This is a genomic window from Mucilaginibacter tolerans (assembly GCF_030519375.1).
Taxonomy (GTDB): Bacteria; Bacteroidota; Bacteroidia; order Sphingobacteriales; family Sphingobacteriaceae; genus Mucilaginibacter.
Genome location: NZ_JAUMKB010000007.1, coordinates 69,355 through 84,765 on the forward strand (window position 1 = coordinate 69,355; position 15,411 = coordinate 84,765).

15 protein-coding genes are annotated in these 15,411 nt (G+C 42.7%); 7 read left to right on the forward strand and 8 right to left on the reverse strand.

The window, feature by feature from the left end; genetic code table 11:
- Positions 1–12 precede the first annotated feature (12 nt).
- The 5 genes from Q3A68_RS11575 to Q3A68_RS11595 all read left to right on the forward strand — a co-directional run bounded on the left by Q3A68_RS11575 (position 13) and on the right by Q3A68_RS11595 (position 5,514).
- On the forward strand, positions 13–1,710 hold the full coding sequence (locus tag Q3A68_RS11575; RefSeq protein WP_302901247.1) for a hypothetical protein: 1,698 nt from the start codon (positions 13–15) through the stop codon (positions 1,708–1,710).
- Between the two features lie 10 nt (positions 1,711–1,720).
- The gene (gene secG, locus Q3A68_RS11580) at positions 1,721–2,083 is read left to right on the forward strand and encodes a preprotein translocase subunit SecG (protein ID WP_302901248.1); all 363 of its coding nucleotides are present in this window, start codon (positions 1,721–1,723) and stop codon (positions 2,081–2,083) included.
- Between the two features lie 266 nt (positions 2,084–2,349).
- Positions 2,350–2,625: a co-chaperone GroES gene (locus Q3A68_RS11585; protein WP_147029659.1), complete on the forward strand. Its 276-nt coding sequence runs from the start codon at positions 2,350–2,352 to the stop codon at positions 2,623–2,625.
- Positions 2,626–2,718: 93 nt separating this feature from the next.
- The gene (gene groL / locus Q3A68_RS11590) at positions 2,719–4,356 is read left to right on the forward strand and encodes a chaperonin GroEL (RefSeq protein WP_302901249.1); all 1,638 of its coding nucleotides are present in this window, start codon (positions 2,719–2,721) and stop codon (positions 4,354–4,356) included.
- Positions 4,357–4,710: 354 nt separating this feature from the next.
- On the forward strand, positions 4,711–5,514 hold the full coding sequence (locus tag Q3A68_RS11595) for a mechanosensitive ion channel family protein (protein WP_302901250.1): 804 nt from the start codon (positions 4,711–4,713) through the stop codon (positions 5,512–5,514).
- A 1-nt stretch (position 5,515) separates the two neighbouring features.
- On the opposite strand, the gene Q3A68_RS11600 is transcribed toward Q3A68_RS11595, so the two are convergent.
- Genes Q3A68_RS11600 through Q3A68_RS11625 form a run of 6 tightly spaced genes read right to left on the reverse strand, consistent with a single transcriptional unit; the run spans position 5,516 to position 11,617 of the window.
- The gene (locus Q3A68_RS11600; protein ID WP_302901251.1) at positions 5,516–6,862 is read right to left on the reverse strand and encodes a DUF58 domain-containing protein; all 1,347 of its coding nucleotides are present in this window, start codon (positions 6,860–6,862) and stop codon (positions 5,516–5,518) included.
- A 6-nt stretch (positions 6,863–6,868) separates the two neighbouring features.
- A complete protein-coding gene (locus tag Q3A68_RS11605) occupies positions 6,869–7,846 on the reverse strand; it encodes an AAA family ATPase (protein WP_302901252.1) in 978 nt (325 codons plus the stop codon).
- Between the two features lie 2 nt (positions 7,847–7,848).
- Complete coding sequence (locus Q3A68_RS11610; RefSeq protein ID WP_302901253.1) at positions 7,849–9,021, reverse strand: DUF4350 domain-containing protein; 1,173 nt, start codon at positions 9,019–9,021, stop codon at positions 7,849–7,851.
- Entirely contained in the window at positions 9,018–9,779 is a 762-nt protein-coding gene (locus Q3A68_RS11615) for a DUF4129 domain-containing protein (protein WP_302901254.1), read from the reverse strand. The genes Q3A68_RS11610 and Q3A68_RS11615 overlap by 4 nt, the downstream gene beginning before the upstream one ends.
- 1 nt (position 9,780) lies before the next feature.
- Positions 9,781–10,671 (reverse strand): DUF7847 domain-containing protein, encoded by an 891-nt coding sequence (locus Q3A68_RS11620; RefSeq protein WP_302901255.1) that lies wholly within the window; start codon positions 10,669–10,671, stop codon positions 9,781–9,783.
- Positions 10,655–11,617 (reverse strand): stage II sporulation protein M, encoded by a 963-nt coding sequence (locus tag Q3A68_RS11625; protein ID WP_302901256.1) that lies wholly within the window; start codon positions 11,615–11,617, stop codon positions 10,655–10,657. Before Q3A68_RS11625 ends, Q3A68_RS11620 begins: the two co-directional genes overlap by 17 nt.
- Before the next feature lie 91 nt (positions 11,618–11,708).
- Between Q3A68_RS11625 and Q3A68_RS11630 the strand changes: the two genes are divergently transcribed.
- Positions 11,709–12,452: an RDD family protein gene (locus Q3A68_RS11630; RefSeq protein WP_302901257.1), complete on the forward strand. Its 744-nt coding sequence runs from the start codon at positions 11,709–11,711 to the stop codon at positions 12,450–12,452.
- Here Q3A68_RS11630 and Q3A68_RS23165 read toward each other — a convergent pair.
- Positions 12,434–12,796: a DUF2752 domain-containing protein gene (locus tag Q3A68_RS23165; protein WP_368045670.1), complete on the reverse strand. Its 363-nt coding sequence runs from the start codon at positions 12,794–12,796 to the stop codon at positions 12,434–12,436. The genes Q3A68_RS11630 and Q3A68_RS23165 overlap by 19 nt on opposite strands.
- A 3-nt stretch (positions 12,797–12,799) precedes the next feature.
- Positions 12,800–13,279, reverse strand: a complete 480-nt coding sequence (locus Q3A68_RS11635; RefSeq protein ID WP_302901258.1) for a DUF5684 domain-containing protein — start codon at positions 13,277–13,279, stop codon at positions 12,800–12,802.
- Between the two features lie 128 nt (positions 13,280–13,407).
- Between Q3A68_RS11635 and Q3A68_RS11640 the strand changes: the two genes are divergently transcribed.
- The gene (locus Q3A68_RS11640) at positions 13,408–14,835 is read left to right on the forward strand and encodes an L-serine ammonia-lyase (RefSeq protein ID WP_302901408.1); all 1,428 of its coding nucleotides are present in this window, start codon (positions 13,408–13,410) and stop codon (positions 14,833–14,835) included.
- The last annotated feature ends 576 nt before the right edge of the window (positions 14,836–15,411 follow it).

The window sequence follows — 15,411 nt, forward strand, 5'->3', positions numbered from 1 at the left end:
TTTCAACCTCTCGTGGACCAATATTTAAATAACAGGCAAAATGAAGTTTTATGGAACTTGCTGGCAGACCCTGCCAACAATGGCCATGCCTATGTGGCAAACTTGCAAAGCCTGATAGCAGAGTTTCCGCAAAGTGGCCTGCTGCATGCTCTCCTTGCTCATGCAGAGGGTGGGCAAAACACCGGTAATGCTGCTGCATACGTAAACCCGATGGTCTTGTATAAACTGATCCGTTCTCCGGAAAGCTTGGCGGGGGTGACTCAAGATCAGATAGCTCAGCAAACCAACGAAACTGAATATACTAACCCGGTTGTTGAAACTGATCCGCCAGTATCAGAAGAAACTGCAGGCATTGCCAATGTTGAAGCAGAAGTAGAGTACGCTGAAATTAACGGATTTGAGACGGTGCAGGAAGCGTTTGATTTGTCTTCTACTGAAGAGACGCATCAGGAAAGTGAAGTTGTTGAAGTTCCTATTGAGGCCGTTGCTGAACTTGAACCTCTGATTGAAGAACCCGCCGACTTTACACATTACCATGATGCAGAAGCATCAGAAGAAATGGAGCACATGGTCGAAGCTCCTGTTATTGATCAGCACCGGCAAGAAGCCGAGTTAACTGAGCCACTTCACAAACCGGTTTACGAAGAAGAAACCTCCACAGAGGAAGAAATTGTTGAATATGGCCCACTGGCGGACGAGGTAGCTCAACCGTTAGAAGAAAAACATGCTGACGCCGGGATTGGTGAGCACGAACAATTAACGGAGTCTCCTGTTTTTGCTTTGGCGGAACTTCCGCATAATATCGAAGACGATGTATTCGACGAAATTGTCGGTATAGAGAATATTACATTTGCGCATATTCCCAGGCCGGTCGAAACTGTTATCCCGGATGCAGAACTGCCCATCATTGATGAAGAGCAAGTGCCATCAACTTTTGAAGAACATATAAAAGAACCCATAGTGGAGGAGGAATTAGCACAGTCAGATTTAGAAGAGCCTTTTAAAGAACCACTCGCGGCGAAAGAACGTGCTTTGAATATGGACGATGAGGCCGAAAAGCTGATCGTCGGCAACATAGCAGCCACTGATTATTTTGTTTTCGACAGGGCATTTAATGAGCGTAAGCCTGTTGAGCCAGTTGAAGCAACTCCTTCAACTCCGGTTGAAAATACAACAGTGGAGATGGCCACAACCGAAACGCATGATGTATCCAGATACGACGATGATTCGCTGCCGTACACTTTTTTATGGTGGCTGAATAAGACACGTAAGGAACATGCAGGCGTTTATCAGCCGTTTAAACTGGATACTACCCAGGCTATACAAAGGCATGCCGCGGATGAACTGCAGCAGCAGTACTACGAAAATATTTTCCACCTGACATCAGTTGAAGAATTGGACAGGAGTACGGCTGAACCCGCGCTGGAATTTGACCCGAAAAGGAAGGAAGACCGGATCATTAAAAGGTTTATTACAGAAGAACCCCATATTACTACCCCAAGTGTCGACAAGCTCGACAACGAGAATAAGGCGAAGAAAAGTTCCGAAGATCAGGATGAATTTGTAAGCGAAACACTGGCAAAAATATACATCGATCAGATGCTTTATCACAAAGCCATAAACACTTACAAAAAATTGATGTTGAAATTCCCGGAAAAAAGCCGTTACTTTGCCGACCAGATTGAACTGTTAGAAAGAAAAACCAACTAATAATAAAGAAATGTATTTGATTTTAGTGATCCTTGCCGTTGTGGTGTGTGTGCTTTTAGGCGCTATCGTATTGATCCAAAACCCTAAAGGTGGGGGTTTAACATCCAATTTCTCAAGCTCGTCTCAATTGATGGGCGTACAAAAAACAGGCGACTTTTTAGAAAAAGGTACCTGGATTCTGGCGATATCTTTAATGGTATTGTCGCTGGCGATCAATATTTCTGTTAAGGGAGGTAGCGCTGCCAAGATTGATAACAGTAATGTAGATCAAATTGAACAGAAAGCCTCTAAGCCAACTGTGCCAACCAGTACACAACCAGCACCTTTGAACATACCTGCAACAGGTTCTACAGGTTCAACCGGAAAGAAATAGTAATATTTAACGATATAGGAAATGGGCTTGGGCATAAACCAAAGCCCATTTTTGTTTGAAGCGGCACTGACATGATGACACCGTTACGTTAAGTAATTATTAAGATGCGACAGGCTGCTTGACCTAAATATGACATTTGAACAGTTAGGCTGTCAATTTGGACTTTAACCTCTGCTTGGCATAATTGATGTGCATTGCAATCTGCCTTAGCTATGGCTTGGGCATCACACATTTTAAACTTTTTATAAAATTAAATTAGGATAACTATGGCATTAAACATTAAACCTATCGGAGACAGGGTGGTAGTGGAAGCTGCTCCCGCCGAAGAGAAGACTGCATCCGGTATCATTATTCCGGACACTGCTAAAGAAAAACCTCAACGCGGAACAATCGTTGCTGTTGGTGACGGTAAAAAAGATGAACCCCTAACTGTTAAGGCTGGTGACCAGGTTTTATATGGCAAATATGCTGGTACTGAAATTACCTACGAAGGTAAAGAGTACTTAATTATGCGTGAATCAGACATATACGCGGTGCTTTAATTCGTGAATGAGAGAGTTATTGAATTAGTGATTTGCACTCTTCAGTACTCGTTCAGCACAATCAATTATTCAAAAAAAATCAATTAAAAAGACATGGCAAAACAAGTTAGATATAATGTAGAAGCACGCGACGCTTTGAAACGTGGTGTGGATATTTTAGCCAATGCGGTTAAAGTAACTTTAGGACCAAAAGGTCGTAATGTGATCATCGACAAAAAATTCGGTTCACCTTCAATCACTAAAGACGGTGTAACTGTAGCTAAAGAGATCGAATTAAAAGATGCTTTAGAAAATATGGGTGCTCAGATGGTAAAAGAAGTAGCTTCAAAAACTGCTGATATTGCTGGTGATGGTACTACCACTGCTACCGTTTTAGCTCAGGCTATTGTAACTGCAGGTATTAAAAACGTAGCTGCAGGCGCAAACCCAATGGACCTGAAACGTGGTATCGACAAAGCGGTAGCAGCAGTTGTAAAAGATCTGCAAAGCCAGTCGCAAACTGTAGGTGAAGACACCAACAAGATCAAACAAGTTGCTTCTATATCAGCTAACAACGATGAAGTTATCGGCTCATTGATCGCTGAAGCAATGGATAAAGTTGGTAAAGACGGTGTGATCACTGTTGAAGAAGCAAAAGGTACTGAAACTGAAGTTAAAACTGTAGAAGGTATGCAGTTTGACCGTGGTTACCTTTCTCCATACTTCGTAACCAATGCTGATAAAATGGAAGTGGAACTGGATAATCCTTACATCCTGATCTACGACAAGAAAATATCTTCAATGAAGGAATTACTTCCTATCCTTGAAAAACAAGTACAAACTGGCAAACCGTTACTGATCATTGCTGAAGACCTTGACGGTGAAGCTTTAGCTACTTTGGTAGTTAACAAGATACGCGGTTCACTGAAAGTGGCTGCTGTTAAAGCTCCAGGCTTCGGTGACCGTCGTAAAGCTATGCTGGAAGATATCGCTATCTTAACTGGTGGTACTTTGATCTCTGAAGAAAGAGGTTTCAAACTGGAAAACGCTGACCTTTCCTATTTGGGCACTGCTGAAAAAGTAATTGTTGATAAAGACAATACTACTGTTATCAATGGTGCTGGTTCCACTGAAGAGATCAAAGCTCGTGTTGGCCAGATCAAATCTCAGATCGAATCAACAACTTCTGACTATGACCGTGAAAAACTGCAGGAACGTCTTGCTAAATTATCAGGTGGTGTTGCTGTATTATATGTTGGTGCAGCTACTGAAGTTGAAATGAAAGAAAAGAAAGACCGCGTTGATGACGCTTTACACGCAACCCGCGCTGCCGTTGAAGAAGGTATCGTTGCTGGTGGTGGTGTAGCTTTCATCCGTGCTGTTGAAGCTTTAGCTAACCTGAAAGGTGCTAATGAGGATGAAAACACTGGTATCCAAATCATCCGTCGTGCTATTGAAGAGCCTCTTCGCCAGATCTGCGAAAATGCAGGTATCGAAGGTTCTATCGTAGTACAAAAAGTAAAAGAAGGTAAAGGTGACTTTGGTTACAACGCACGTACTGACAAATATGAAAACCTGATTGGTGCGGGTGTTATCGACCCAACTAAAGTGGGCCGTGTAGCTTTGGAAAATGCAGCTTCAATTGCAGCTATGTTGCTGACAACTGAGTGTATCCTTGCTGACGAACCAGAAGATGAAAAAGGTGGCGGTATGCCTCCGATGGGTGGTGGCGGTATGGGCGGCATGATGTAATATCTGTTAGCTCAAGTCTTAAGCCTTGACTATAAAAAGCCTGTCTGTTTTTACAGACAGGCTTTCTTATTTTCTGAACCAGCTGTAAGTCACTGTAATGTAAAGGCAGCGTCATCGGTTAATCAAATGATTAATTTTTGTAACAATACTCATGAAATTGGATGTAGTTTTGTTAAAGATTGTTAAGCAGTCAGTTTCAGGCACAACAATTGAATAACTCAGGTAATGAAAGCAATAAACGAGAAAGCAAGACTTATAAAATCTCATTTACTGGAATGGGTGCTCATAAAGGGGCCTGAATTGTTTGTAACCATCTACGGTAAATAATTTATTTCTTACCTTTGGCTTCTTTCTATGAAGCTCGAAGAATTTTATACTGAATTTCATCATTGGCTGATTACCCGCGGGCCAAATTACATTGCCGGAATTTTAATATTTTTAATAGGGCTCTGGTTTATCAGGTTCTTTAAAGCACGTATGCGCTACCGGATGAGTAAACGTGAAGTGCACTCTACGTTACAGCCTTTCTTTCTGAGCCTTACTATTACCACCCTTTATGTGCTTTTAACTTTATCGGTATTTAATATCGTCGGCTGGGAGCTAAGCTTTCTGAGTGTCATTATTGGTTCATTTGGTGTGGCAGCTGGTTTAGCATTGTCGGGCACATTTCAAAACTTTGCAGGTGGTGTGCTTATCCTTTTGCTGAAGCCATTTGATCTGAAGGATAATATCATTGCCCAGGGACAAGATGGCATCGTAACTTCGATACAGCTTTTCTATACCGTTTTGCTAACAGGTGATAACCGCACAATAATCATCCCCAACGGAAAGCTATTTAATGAGGTGATCGTAAACGTAACCCGTGAAGGTAAACGCCGCCTGGAGTTTGAATTAAAGCTAGGTTATATTGTTGATGTGGAACAGGTGAAAGGCATTATTGACAATGCTATAAAAGGAACGAAAGGCATCATACGTAAGCCGGCACCAATTATTGGGGTTTATGCTTTAGAGATAGACGGCATACGCTTTACCGTTCGTGTTTGGGTTGACCCAGCCGATTATTTTGATATTAAACTGTACCTCCAGGAGAGGATCGTAAAAGATTTGCGCGAGGCTGACGTAAAACTGCCTACACATCATTTACTGCCGGGCACTTGATTTAAATCCTTTGCTTGGCCTTCAGCTCCAAATACCTGTTAATAGTATTAATTGTCAGCTCCTGAGGCTTGCTCAGGATAGATTGGATGCCATGCTTAGTTAGCTCTTTTACGATCAGCTTTTTGTCGTAGGCAAACTTTTCGGCGATGGTTTTAATGTAGATTTCTTCGACATTATAAGCTTCATCTTCACTGAGTTTCTCCAGTTCTGTATTTTCAAAGAAGACCACCAGAAGCAAATGGAATTTATTGATACGTTTCAGGAAAGGAAGCTGCCGCTCCATCGAGGACATACTTTCGAAATTGGTAAAGAAAACCACCAGGCTGCGTTGTTTCAGTACATTACGGATAGTGCTATACAGCACTTCCATATTAGTTTCCAGGTAGCGGGTCTTTTCTTTGTATAATACCTCTAATATCCGGTTGATCTGAACAGCTTTCCGGTCGGCAGGCACCACAGAACCTAATTTCTCAGCAATGGTGATCAGTCCGGCTTTGTCTTCTTTTAACAGGGCAACATTTGATAATACCAGGCTGGCATTGATGGCGTAGTCCAGTAGACTTAAACCTTCAAAAGGCATTTTCATCGCCCTTGATTTATCGATCACACAATATACATGCTGCGATTTTTCGTCGGTGTAAATATTGGTCATCAGGTCGCCGCGGCGGGCCGTTGCTTTCCAGTTAATGGTTCGGTAGTCATCACCGGCTACATAATTTTTCACCTGCTCAAATTCCAGACTGTGGCCCAATCTCCTGATCTTCTTGACACCAATCTCGCTTAAACGATTCGATATAGCCATCAGCTCATATTTGCGCATTTGTAAAAATGACGGGTAAACCGGTAAGTTTTCTGCCTGAGTTATTGTATATCTTCTCCTTACAATTCCCAAAGGCGAGCTCACATAAACCCGTATATCACCAAATTCATATTCACCACGTTTGGTCGGTCGTAAAAGATAATTGATCAGTTTATTCTGATTTGGTTTCAGGCTGGTCTTAAACCACAGATCTCTTTTCTGAAACTGGAAAGGTATTTCATCAATTATACCTACAAAAACATTAAAAGGATAAGCATTTTCAATATAGATGCCCAATTCATTCTCATCACCGTTGCTCAGTCGTTCAGGGGCATGTCGTCTGGCAAATACACCTTTTGATGTCCGGTATAGCATCAGCACATCAGCTAAAAAGAGCAGTATCAATACCCAAAATGCCAATTCAGGAATGCCACCAAACCAGGGGAAAAAGAACGACAGTAAAAACAATACCACGCAAATCCCAAGTCCGGTGAAAAACCGGTTGGTTAAGAAAAGGTCTTTATAAAATAGTCCGAAAAACTTTTTCACCCTTTATTAGCGTGGAACTTCAATTTTTTGAATAATCTGTTTGATGATATCATCCGGACTAACGCCTTCCATTTCCTTGTCAGGTGTCAGCATAATACGGTGCCTTAACACGGCAGGAGCTATCCAAACGACATCGTCGGGCGTTACAAAATCACGGCCTTTGAGGGCTGCCAATGCTTTTGCTGCATTTACCACAGCTAATGAAGCACGCGGCGAACCGCCAAGATAAAGCGACTTATTATTGCGCGTCTCGTGGATCACTTTGGCTACAAACTCCAATATCTTAGGCTCTACATGGAAGCTTCTTACCTGGTTGCGAAGTGAAATAATATCTTCTTTTGATAAGATCGGTTTAACCTCAGCCAGCTGATCAGCGGTTTTATGCTGGTGCTGCTGGGTGACGATCCTGATCTCTTCTTCGAGCGAAGGGTATTTGATCTCGATTTTGAACAGGAAACGGTCGAGTTGGGCTTCGGGTAGGCGATAAGTGCCTTCCTGTTCAACAGGGTTCTGTGTAGCCAGGACAATGAAAGGCTCCTCCATTTTATAGTTCTGCCCGTCAATAGTTACCTGACGTTCTTCCATTACCTCGAACAACGCCGATTGTGTTTTTGCCGGCGCACGGTTGATCTCATCTATCAGGATAATATTGCCGAATATCGGACCATGTTTAAATTCAAAATCGATTGTCTTGGGATTAAACACAGATGTGCCCAGCACATCCGACGGCATCAGGTCGGGCGTAAATTGAATACGCGAATACTGTGCATCGATAGCCTTTGCGATCAGTTTTGCGGTTAGTGTTTTTGCCACACCCGGAACGCCTTCTATCAAAACATGGCCGTCAGCCAGTATGCCCGCAATCAGCAGGTCAATGCTATCCTGCTGACCAACAATGATGGTGCCAAGCACAGCCTTTATCTGGTTCACCGCGGCGTTCAGTTTGCTAAGGTCGGTTCGCTGTTCAAATATTCCTTCTTCCATGTCTACCTGGTTTTTTTATAAAATTGTTCGATCAATTGGTTTAGTCTGATTAATTCGTGATCACTCACCTGATGCTGCACCAGCACATATTTAATATGGCCGATCAGCTCCTGTGCAAATGAAAACTCGATGCCTGTTTTTTGCGACAGCCGCTCGACAAATTCTGCGTCAAGAGGGTTAGTTTTTAAATAATATTTTGTTCGCAGATGCTCGTAAAAGAAAACGATCATCTTTTGAGCAATATTCATATTGTTGCGCTGCTCATAATACACCTGTCCCACCACATTGGCAAACTCAACTGTTGAATTCTTAAGCGGCTCGATGATCGGAATAATACGCTGGCGTCGTTTCATTTCATAAAGAACGAATATTACTATTCCGAAAAGACTCAGGTAATAAGCCCAACTCAAAGCAGGGTTGTTGAAGAAAACCCTCATCGGCGAAGTGTCTTCAGGTATATCGCCATTTTGATACTCGTCCCAATAAATAGCTTTGCTTTTAGGGAGGTAGGACAATACTTTTGTCGCATAATCATCGCCGCGGTTACTCAATAAAGCATAGTTGCTAAATATTAAAGGGTTAGCACATAGGTACAAAGTGCCGCTACCATGTTTGAATCTTAACAGAGTAGCATGGCCGTTTTCGTTTTTACCGAGCACTACCGCATGCGCCGTATCAAAACTGACAAAATATTCGCTGGTAATATCTTTGTCGTATTGATAGCTTTTCTGCTCTTTTAGTTTCTCATTGGTAAAATTGAGCCCTTCTTGTTTCTTTTTAAGTTCAACGCCGGTCGAGATATCCAGCGTATCGGCAAATTTCCCTCCCCAGCCTAAGGCCGATATCAGTACCGAGTTTCCTTTTTCAATAAAAGCGACCAGTTCTTTATAATCATATTTGCTGATGTTAACTGATTTGGATACGATCAGGTAATTGCCGTTGGTGTCATTTGAATTATGGAAAAGATCGTACAGGTTCTGGTTGGTATTTGTCACCGTTGCGCCGGGGAAAAAATGCTGCAGCTCATTGTGCAGAATATAGGTGCCGTAAGGGATTTTATCCTGGTAATACAATGTCGGCTGCCAGTTAATAGGCGACGGCTTATTGTATTGTGCCACCAGGTAGATCACCAGCAGGATAGAGGCTATCGATATGTATATCTTAAAATCTCTCATGCTACCTGCTTATTAAAATCCCTGAAAGACGAATCAATCGTTTTAAATGCCTGCTGATCGATCAGAAATTCGCCATACCATACATATTCAAACTGCAGCGTCAGCATCCTGAATGCATCTTGCTGTTGCTGATTTTTGAGCTCGCCGATATAAGCGCTATTGGTTTTATCTATTTGCCAGTCGATGAGCCCGGCATTGCTTAAATGTTTCAAACATTTAAGATAAAGTAACCGCACAGCAAAACGATAGTTGCCTTTGCCAATGGCCCCTTCTATCTCTTCATCAAAATTTATGGCATTGATGTCTTCAAAGAACTCCGAATAAGGTATCGCAGCACTTGTAGCCTTCTTCCTGAAGATGCCCAATATATTAATGCCCTGTGCCTTGAATATGAAGAATACCAACGCAACAACGCCAAGTGCAAGCAGGCATATCTTCACAATACGCCAGAAAATATCCCAAAAGGTAGGTAGCCCTTTTGCAGGCTTCAATCTGAACAGGCTGTCCAGCCAGTTCCAGAACCAGCGCCAGAAGCGTGTCCACCACGAAATATCTGTGGTGGTTTCCTTATATTGAAATTCAGGTTTTTTGCGATAGGTATTTAACGAAGTCTGGTCAAAATGGCGTATATCTACAGCAGAAGCACTATCAATCTTTAATACGGCTTTTTCGTGCTTAGCCTGCGGCGCTTTTTTCTCAGCGCTATAGCCCGCATTTATGCCCAGGATAAATAATATCAGGTATAGATAAAACCGCATTTTAATACTCTTCCTGAGTTGTATCTGTTTGGCTTTCACCTGTGCCGAATTGATTGATGCGTTCCAATAGGCCTGTGCCTTCTTTGCTCTCAGTCAGGTTAAAATAGCATAACCCTACAGCAACAACTATAAGGATATGAAATACATATTGTACAGCCTGTAGTACAGAAGTGACAATAGCCACCGGCAATGTTATTGCATTACCATCTCTGAGGTGGAGAAAGACATTGCCAGCTCCGAGGATCATGGATGGTATTGAAACTGCCAGGTTGAGTACATAGAGTATAATATAAACAACCACTATAACTCCGAACGTTGTCCACCAATTATCCTTTATTAGCCTGAAGCTCTGATTGAATGCGTACCCGAAGCTTGCATTCTCCATAATCATTATTGGAGGCACCAGTGCAAATATTATCGCTAGGTAAATACCTGGTAAAAGGCAGAATACCATACCGATACATATAAGAATATACAATAAGATACTACTGCCCAATACTCTCAGATAGTAATACTTAAAATAGCCCCATACTTCTTCTGTAGTGGGAATGGTATTTTGCTTTTGCTTATAAAGCGTCATAAAGCAAAGAACAGTTACATTGATAGCAACATATTCCAGTGCGATAAAAAGAAACAAAAGGAAATAGACTCCCAATAAGGAAAATACTCTGGAAAGAGAATTGGAATCATTAAAAGAATCCACATTGTTGGCAAAGGTGACGGCTTTCACCTCAATTAATACTGTTAGCGCGCAGGTGGCAGCGACAAAGAATCCGCAAAAAATAAAAAAGTATTTAAGCAGCGGCTTAAAATTCTGTTTGATGAAAGCAAATGTGTCGTTGATGGTTTCCCCGAAATCGCGGGGCTTTGCCAATTCAATGTTCGAATCCATGTAAGGTCAGGTTTTTATAAAGTTTGTTTGGGTAAATAATCACATACCATATCATAAAGCATAGTGACGACGCTAATATAGTAATACTTAACCATACCGGCATTTCGGTATGACGTGTCACGAAGCTTTCAAAAAAAGCAGCAATAATAAATAAAGGCACTAGTCCAAGTGCTATTTTAATACCGTCTTTAGCTCCTTTCTTCAGGGATGCCAGCCGAGTGTAGGTTTTCGGGAACAGGAAGCTGTTGCCCAAAACTAACCCGGCGGTGCCCGCAATAATCAGCGAAGATATTTCGATGGTGCCGTGTATCCATATAACCAGGATAGACTGCACGCCCAATCCTTTACTAAAAAAATAGTACTCAAAGGAACCAAGCATCAAGCCATTCTGAAGCATGTAAAATATCGAGCCTACTGAGAATATAATGCCGCTTGCAAACATTACAAAAGACACAAATATGTTGTTTGCCGCAATACCAAAGAACATAACAAACTCATTCTGCTGTTTGTAAACTCCAAATGGGTCGCCCTTGGCAATATTGTCGTTGGTCATTTCCACGTACTCCGGTCCTAAAATGAGCCTTAGGAAATTTGGGTCGTATTTGGCAGATAGAACCCCCATCAGGCAAAAGATCACGAAAAAAATAAAGGAATAAAGCAATTGCCTTTGGTAAGTTTTGAACAATAAAGGCAGCTCGTACTTCCAGTAGGTGATAAATCGGTTGCTTTTTTCGGACTTGTTTTTGTAGATGGATTGGTGTAATTGTGAGGCTAATCCATTCAGGTAAGCCGTGGTTTTTGATTTAGGATAAAACGTTTTGGCATAGGCCAGATCGTCAGTTATCTTAATAAAACGTTCAGCAATTTCATCAGGGTCGGTAGTGGCCGATTGCTCAAACTGGCTCCACTTCTCGGCATTCTGTTTTACGAATAAAGGCTCACGCATTAATTGCTTCCGGTCTAATATCGGCTTAAATTACTGACAATAATTTTATCTTTCAACTAAAAAAGTATATTAGTAACAGAATATTTTTTGCATGCAGACAATAAAGATAACCACCTCGCAGAATATAGATATTGATTACGAGGTTGCAGGATTAGGTGAGCGCATATTGGCAAGACTGATAGATCTGGCCATTTTTTTCCTGATATATATACTTGGACTATTTATAGGCAGCCTGGCCAATTGGTTTGTAGGGGAGAGCGTAGGTATTATCATCGCTATCATTGTTTATGCTGTACTTTTTGTTTTTTACGACCTGATCTTCGAGATTTTTATGAATGGGCAAAGCATAGGCAAACGCATTATGAAGATCAAAGTGATCAGTCTGGATGGCGGGCAGCCAAGGGTGGGGCAATACTTTATGAGGTGGTTGTTCAGGATAGTTGATTTTTTGATCACTTTTCCGGGACTGGTGGCATTAATAACGGCGGCTGTAAGTGACAAAACCCAACGCGTAGGAGATATTGTTGCCGGGACGATACTGATACGCACCACACCGCGCACCCAAATTAACAACATCGTTTTTATGCCGACTTATGATGGTTATCAGCCCGTGTTTAAAGAAGCCGGGCAATTAAGTGACAAGGACGTCGAGCTGATCCACGAGATCATCAATGCATATATGAAAACCGGTAATAATGTGGTGGTTTATAATATGGCTTTACGCGTGAAGGAACACCTGAACGTAACTCCGCCAAACGGGATGAATGATATGCTGTTTCTACAGACCATCATTAAGGATTACAACCACATCAGCGCTCATATGGACACGTTGTGACTTTTGTAAATAGCGTACATTTTAATGCAATAACTTACCATAATGATAGTACCTACTATCATATAACCTGTTTTTTTGATAACCTCGTTTTTGGTGTCGAGGCTAAAACGCCGGTCCATAATGCCATAGGCAAAAAACAATAACAATGGTATTGCGGGGGGATATATCTGGAAGCTTTTGTGGAGATCGCCCTGAATTAAGGCGATAACCGATCGCTGAAACCCACAGCCAGGACAATCAATACCGGTAAAATATTTAAAAGGGCAGGGAAGTAAATGCTCCTGCAGCCAATGTATAAATAACAAATGACCACAGGAGCATTGTATACTGAACAGATTAAACACGGTTTAAACTTCTGAAGGAGGCGGTGGTGGAGTCGGATTGAATGGATCTTTATAACCTACCGACGGATCGAGAGGCCTTAACCCGCCAGCTTCTTTAGCCGAAGGGCCTATATATTGATAATTCCCAAATCCAAGTATCGGGTAAAATACCACACCAAGTAGCAGCAAGCCAACGGTGAAGCCTTCACTCTGCCCGAAGCTTTTGCTGAGCAGGTTGGTTACCCAAACAACGAAAATAATATTAACGCAAGGGATAAGGAACAGGATTATCCACCAAAGCGGTTTACCAACAATTTCTAATAGAACGATGATGTTGTAAATTGGGATGATCGCTGCCCATCCGGGTTTGCCGGCTTTTTCATAAATCTTCCAATGTGCGATAATCATGATTACTGAAACGATGATTATCGGAATAAGCAAAGCGCTGATGATTGCAATAATTCCTGCAGCTGCGCCAGCCGAGTTTGCATCATAATTTTCCATGTGTTCGAGGTTTTAAGTGTTTAAGAGCGATTTAGTTATTTGCAAATTATGAAAAAAAATTATTCTGTCAAGCGCCGCCATATTTTTATTACAAAAATGAATAGCGCCATAATCGTAAGTTTGCAATGATGAAACGCGAACAGATATCCGTATTTGATATTTTTAAGATTGGTATAGGCCCATCCAGCTCACATACGCTTGGACCGTGGCGGGCAGCCCAGCAGTTTGTAGAAACACTTTCGGCCGAAGGCGCTTTGCCGATTGTGACAGGCATAAAAATTCTGCTATACGGATCGCTTGCGAAGACGGGTAAAGGTCACGGAACGGATATTGCGATATTGCTTGGACTTAGTGGCGACGACCCTGTTACCTTTGATGTTGGTGCGATTGGCGGGAAGATTACGGATATTGAAACAAGCAACTGTCTTTCATTGGGGGGTATACAGGATATAGATTTCTCGATAACCGGCGACCTGATCTTTTTATTTAGCGAGAGTCTGCCTTTTCACCCTAATGCGGTTACTTTTCAGGCCTTCTTGGAAAATGGAAAAGCTATTTCGGAAACTTACTATTCCATAGGCGGCGGATTTGTGGTGAAGGAAGGTGATCAAAGTCAGGGTAAAGCTGAGGTTGATCTGCCATTCCCTATTGATACTGCCGGCGATCTGCTGCACTGGTGTATTAAAACTGGCTTGAAAATATCGGAAGTGGTGCTGGAAAATGAACTGGCCTGGCGCAGCGAGGTCGAAACCCGTACAGGTATATTGAACACTTTCCGGGTGATGAAGGAGTGTATCTATAGAGGCTGCCACACTACAGGTTATTTGCCGGGCGGATTGAACGTTGCCCGCCGTGCAGCTTCATTAAACAAACGGCTATTGGGCGACCGCGAATATCGGAATTATGATGAATGGGTGCTGGCCATCCGTAATACCGGCAATAGTTTCCAGAAAACATTGGATTGGGTAAGCTGCTTTGCGCTAGCGGTGAATGAGGAGAATGCCTCCTTCGGTCGCGTGGTGACGGCGCCGACCAACGGTGCCGCGGGGGTAGTGCCTGCGGTGCTGCAATATATGATTGTTTTCTGCGATAGCTTTAACGACGAGAAGATCATGCAGTTTATCATGACGGCTTCTGAAGTAGGCAGTATATTTAAAAAAGGCGCTACACTCTCCGCTGCGATGGGTGGCTGTCAGGCCGAAATCGGCGTATCCTCAGCAATGGCTGCTGCCGCGCTTACGGAATGTTTAGGCGGATCGCAGCGCCAGGTATTAATGGCTGCCGAAATTGCCATGGAGCACCACCTGGGCCTCACCTGTGACCCGATTGCCGGGCTGGTACAGGTGCCCTGCATCGAGCGCAATACCATGGGCGCCATAAAGGCCATCACCGCCTCTCAGCTTGCTCTGCAAACTAACCCCGACAAAGCCAAAGTAAGCCTCGACGCCGTAGTAAAAACCATGTGGCAGACGGCACTCGACATGAACTCCAAATACAAGGAAACGTCGGATGGCGGATTGGCTATTAATATTCCGATCAGCTTACCGGAGTGTTGATATGGGAAGCTTAAAGCTGGATATGCGCACAGTAGAGCGATTGAGCGTTAGTATAAATAATTTATTTCGTGGTAACTAAGATATCACACCGCTCAATTGCCGCCGGGCTATTTTACTTTTTTCTTGATAAAAAAGTAACAAAAAATCAAGTCATCAGACGCCTGCTTCTTTGCACACGGGCTTTTGCCCTGCAATCAGACAAAACCACGGCTGCAATACTTTGCCCCACTATCGTTCGCTGGTTCCCACTTCTTCAGCAAAGTTTGCTAATGCCTTTCCGCCACACAGACCACCATTGTTTTGTCTGATTTCGCCCGAAGCCGGTCTGTTGACGGGGTTCATTTAGTACTATGAGTTTATTAAGTGAATCCAAAATAAAAGAGAGTTGGGCTGACAGAAAAGCGGGCCGGGCGTATGGCGTGAATGACGGTTTAGCTTTCACAATGTGCGCAGCACGGAGAAAGCGTTAAGAAACGGCAGAGCGGTCTGATGCTTTTTTCTGTCTTGATCTTTTGGTTACTTTTCTATCAAGAGAAAAGTGACTAGGCCCCGGCGGCCATGAGCTGAACGGCTTAT

Coding starts and splice junctions, on each gene's coding strand:
- Q3A68_RS11640 (WP_302901408.1), top strand. CDS start 13,408: ATGAAACGCGAACAGATATCCGTATTTGATATTTTTAAGATTGGTATA.
- Q3A68_RS11605 (WP_302901252.1), bottom strand. CDS start 7,846: ATGGAAGAAGGAATATTTGAACAGCGAACCGACCTTAGCAAACTGAAC.
- groL (WP_302901249.1), top strand. CDS start 2,719: ATGGCAAAACAAGTTAGATATAATGTAGAAGCACGCGACGCTTTGAAA.
- secG (WP_302901248.1), top strand. CDS start 1,721: ATGTATTTGATTTTAGTGATCCTTGCCGTTGTGGTGTGTGTGCTTTTA.
- Q3A68_RS11625 (WP_302901256.1), bottom strand. CDS start 11,617: ATGCGTGAGCCTTTATTCGTAAAACAGAATGCCGAGAAGTGGAGCCAG.
- Q3A68_RS11595 (WP_302901250.1), top strand. CDS start 4,711: ATGAAGCTCGAAGAATTTTATACTGAATTTCATCATTGGCTGATTACC.
- Q3A68_RS11635 (WP_302901258.1), bottom strand. CDS start 13,279: ATGGAAAATTATGATGCAAACTCGGCTGGCGCAGCTGCAGGAATTATT.
- Q3A68_RS11620 (WP_302901255.1), bottom strand. CDS start 10,671: ATGGATTCGAACATTGAATTGGCAAAGCCCCGCGATTTCGGGGAAACC.
- Q3A68_RS11630 (WP_302901257.1), top strand. CDS start 11,709: ATGCAGACAATAAAGATAACCACCTCGCAGAATATAGATATTGATTAC.
- Q3A68_RS11585 (WP_147029659.1), top strand. CDS start 2,350: ATGGCATTAAACATTAAACCTATCGGAGACAGGGTGGTAGTGGAAGCT.
- Q3A68_RS11615 (WP_302901254.1), bottom strand. CDS start 9,779: ATGCGGTTTTATCTATACCTGATATTATTTATCCTGGGCATAAATGCG.
- Q3A68_RS11610 (WP_302901253.1), bottom strand. CDS start 9,021: ATGAGAGATTTTAAGATATACATATCGATAGCCTCTATCCTGCTGGTG.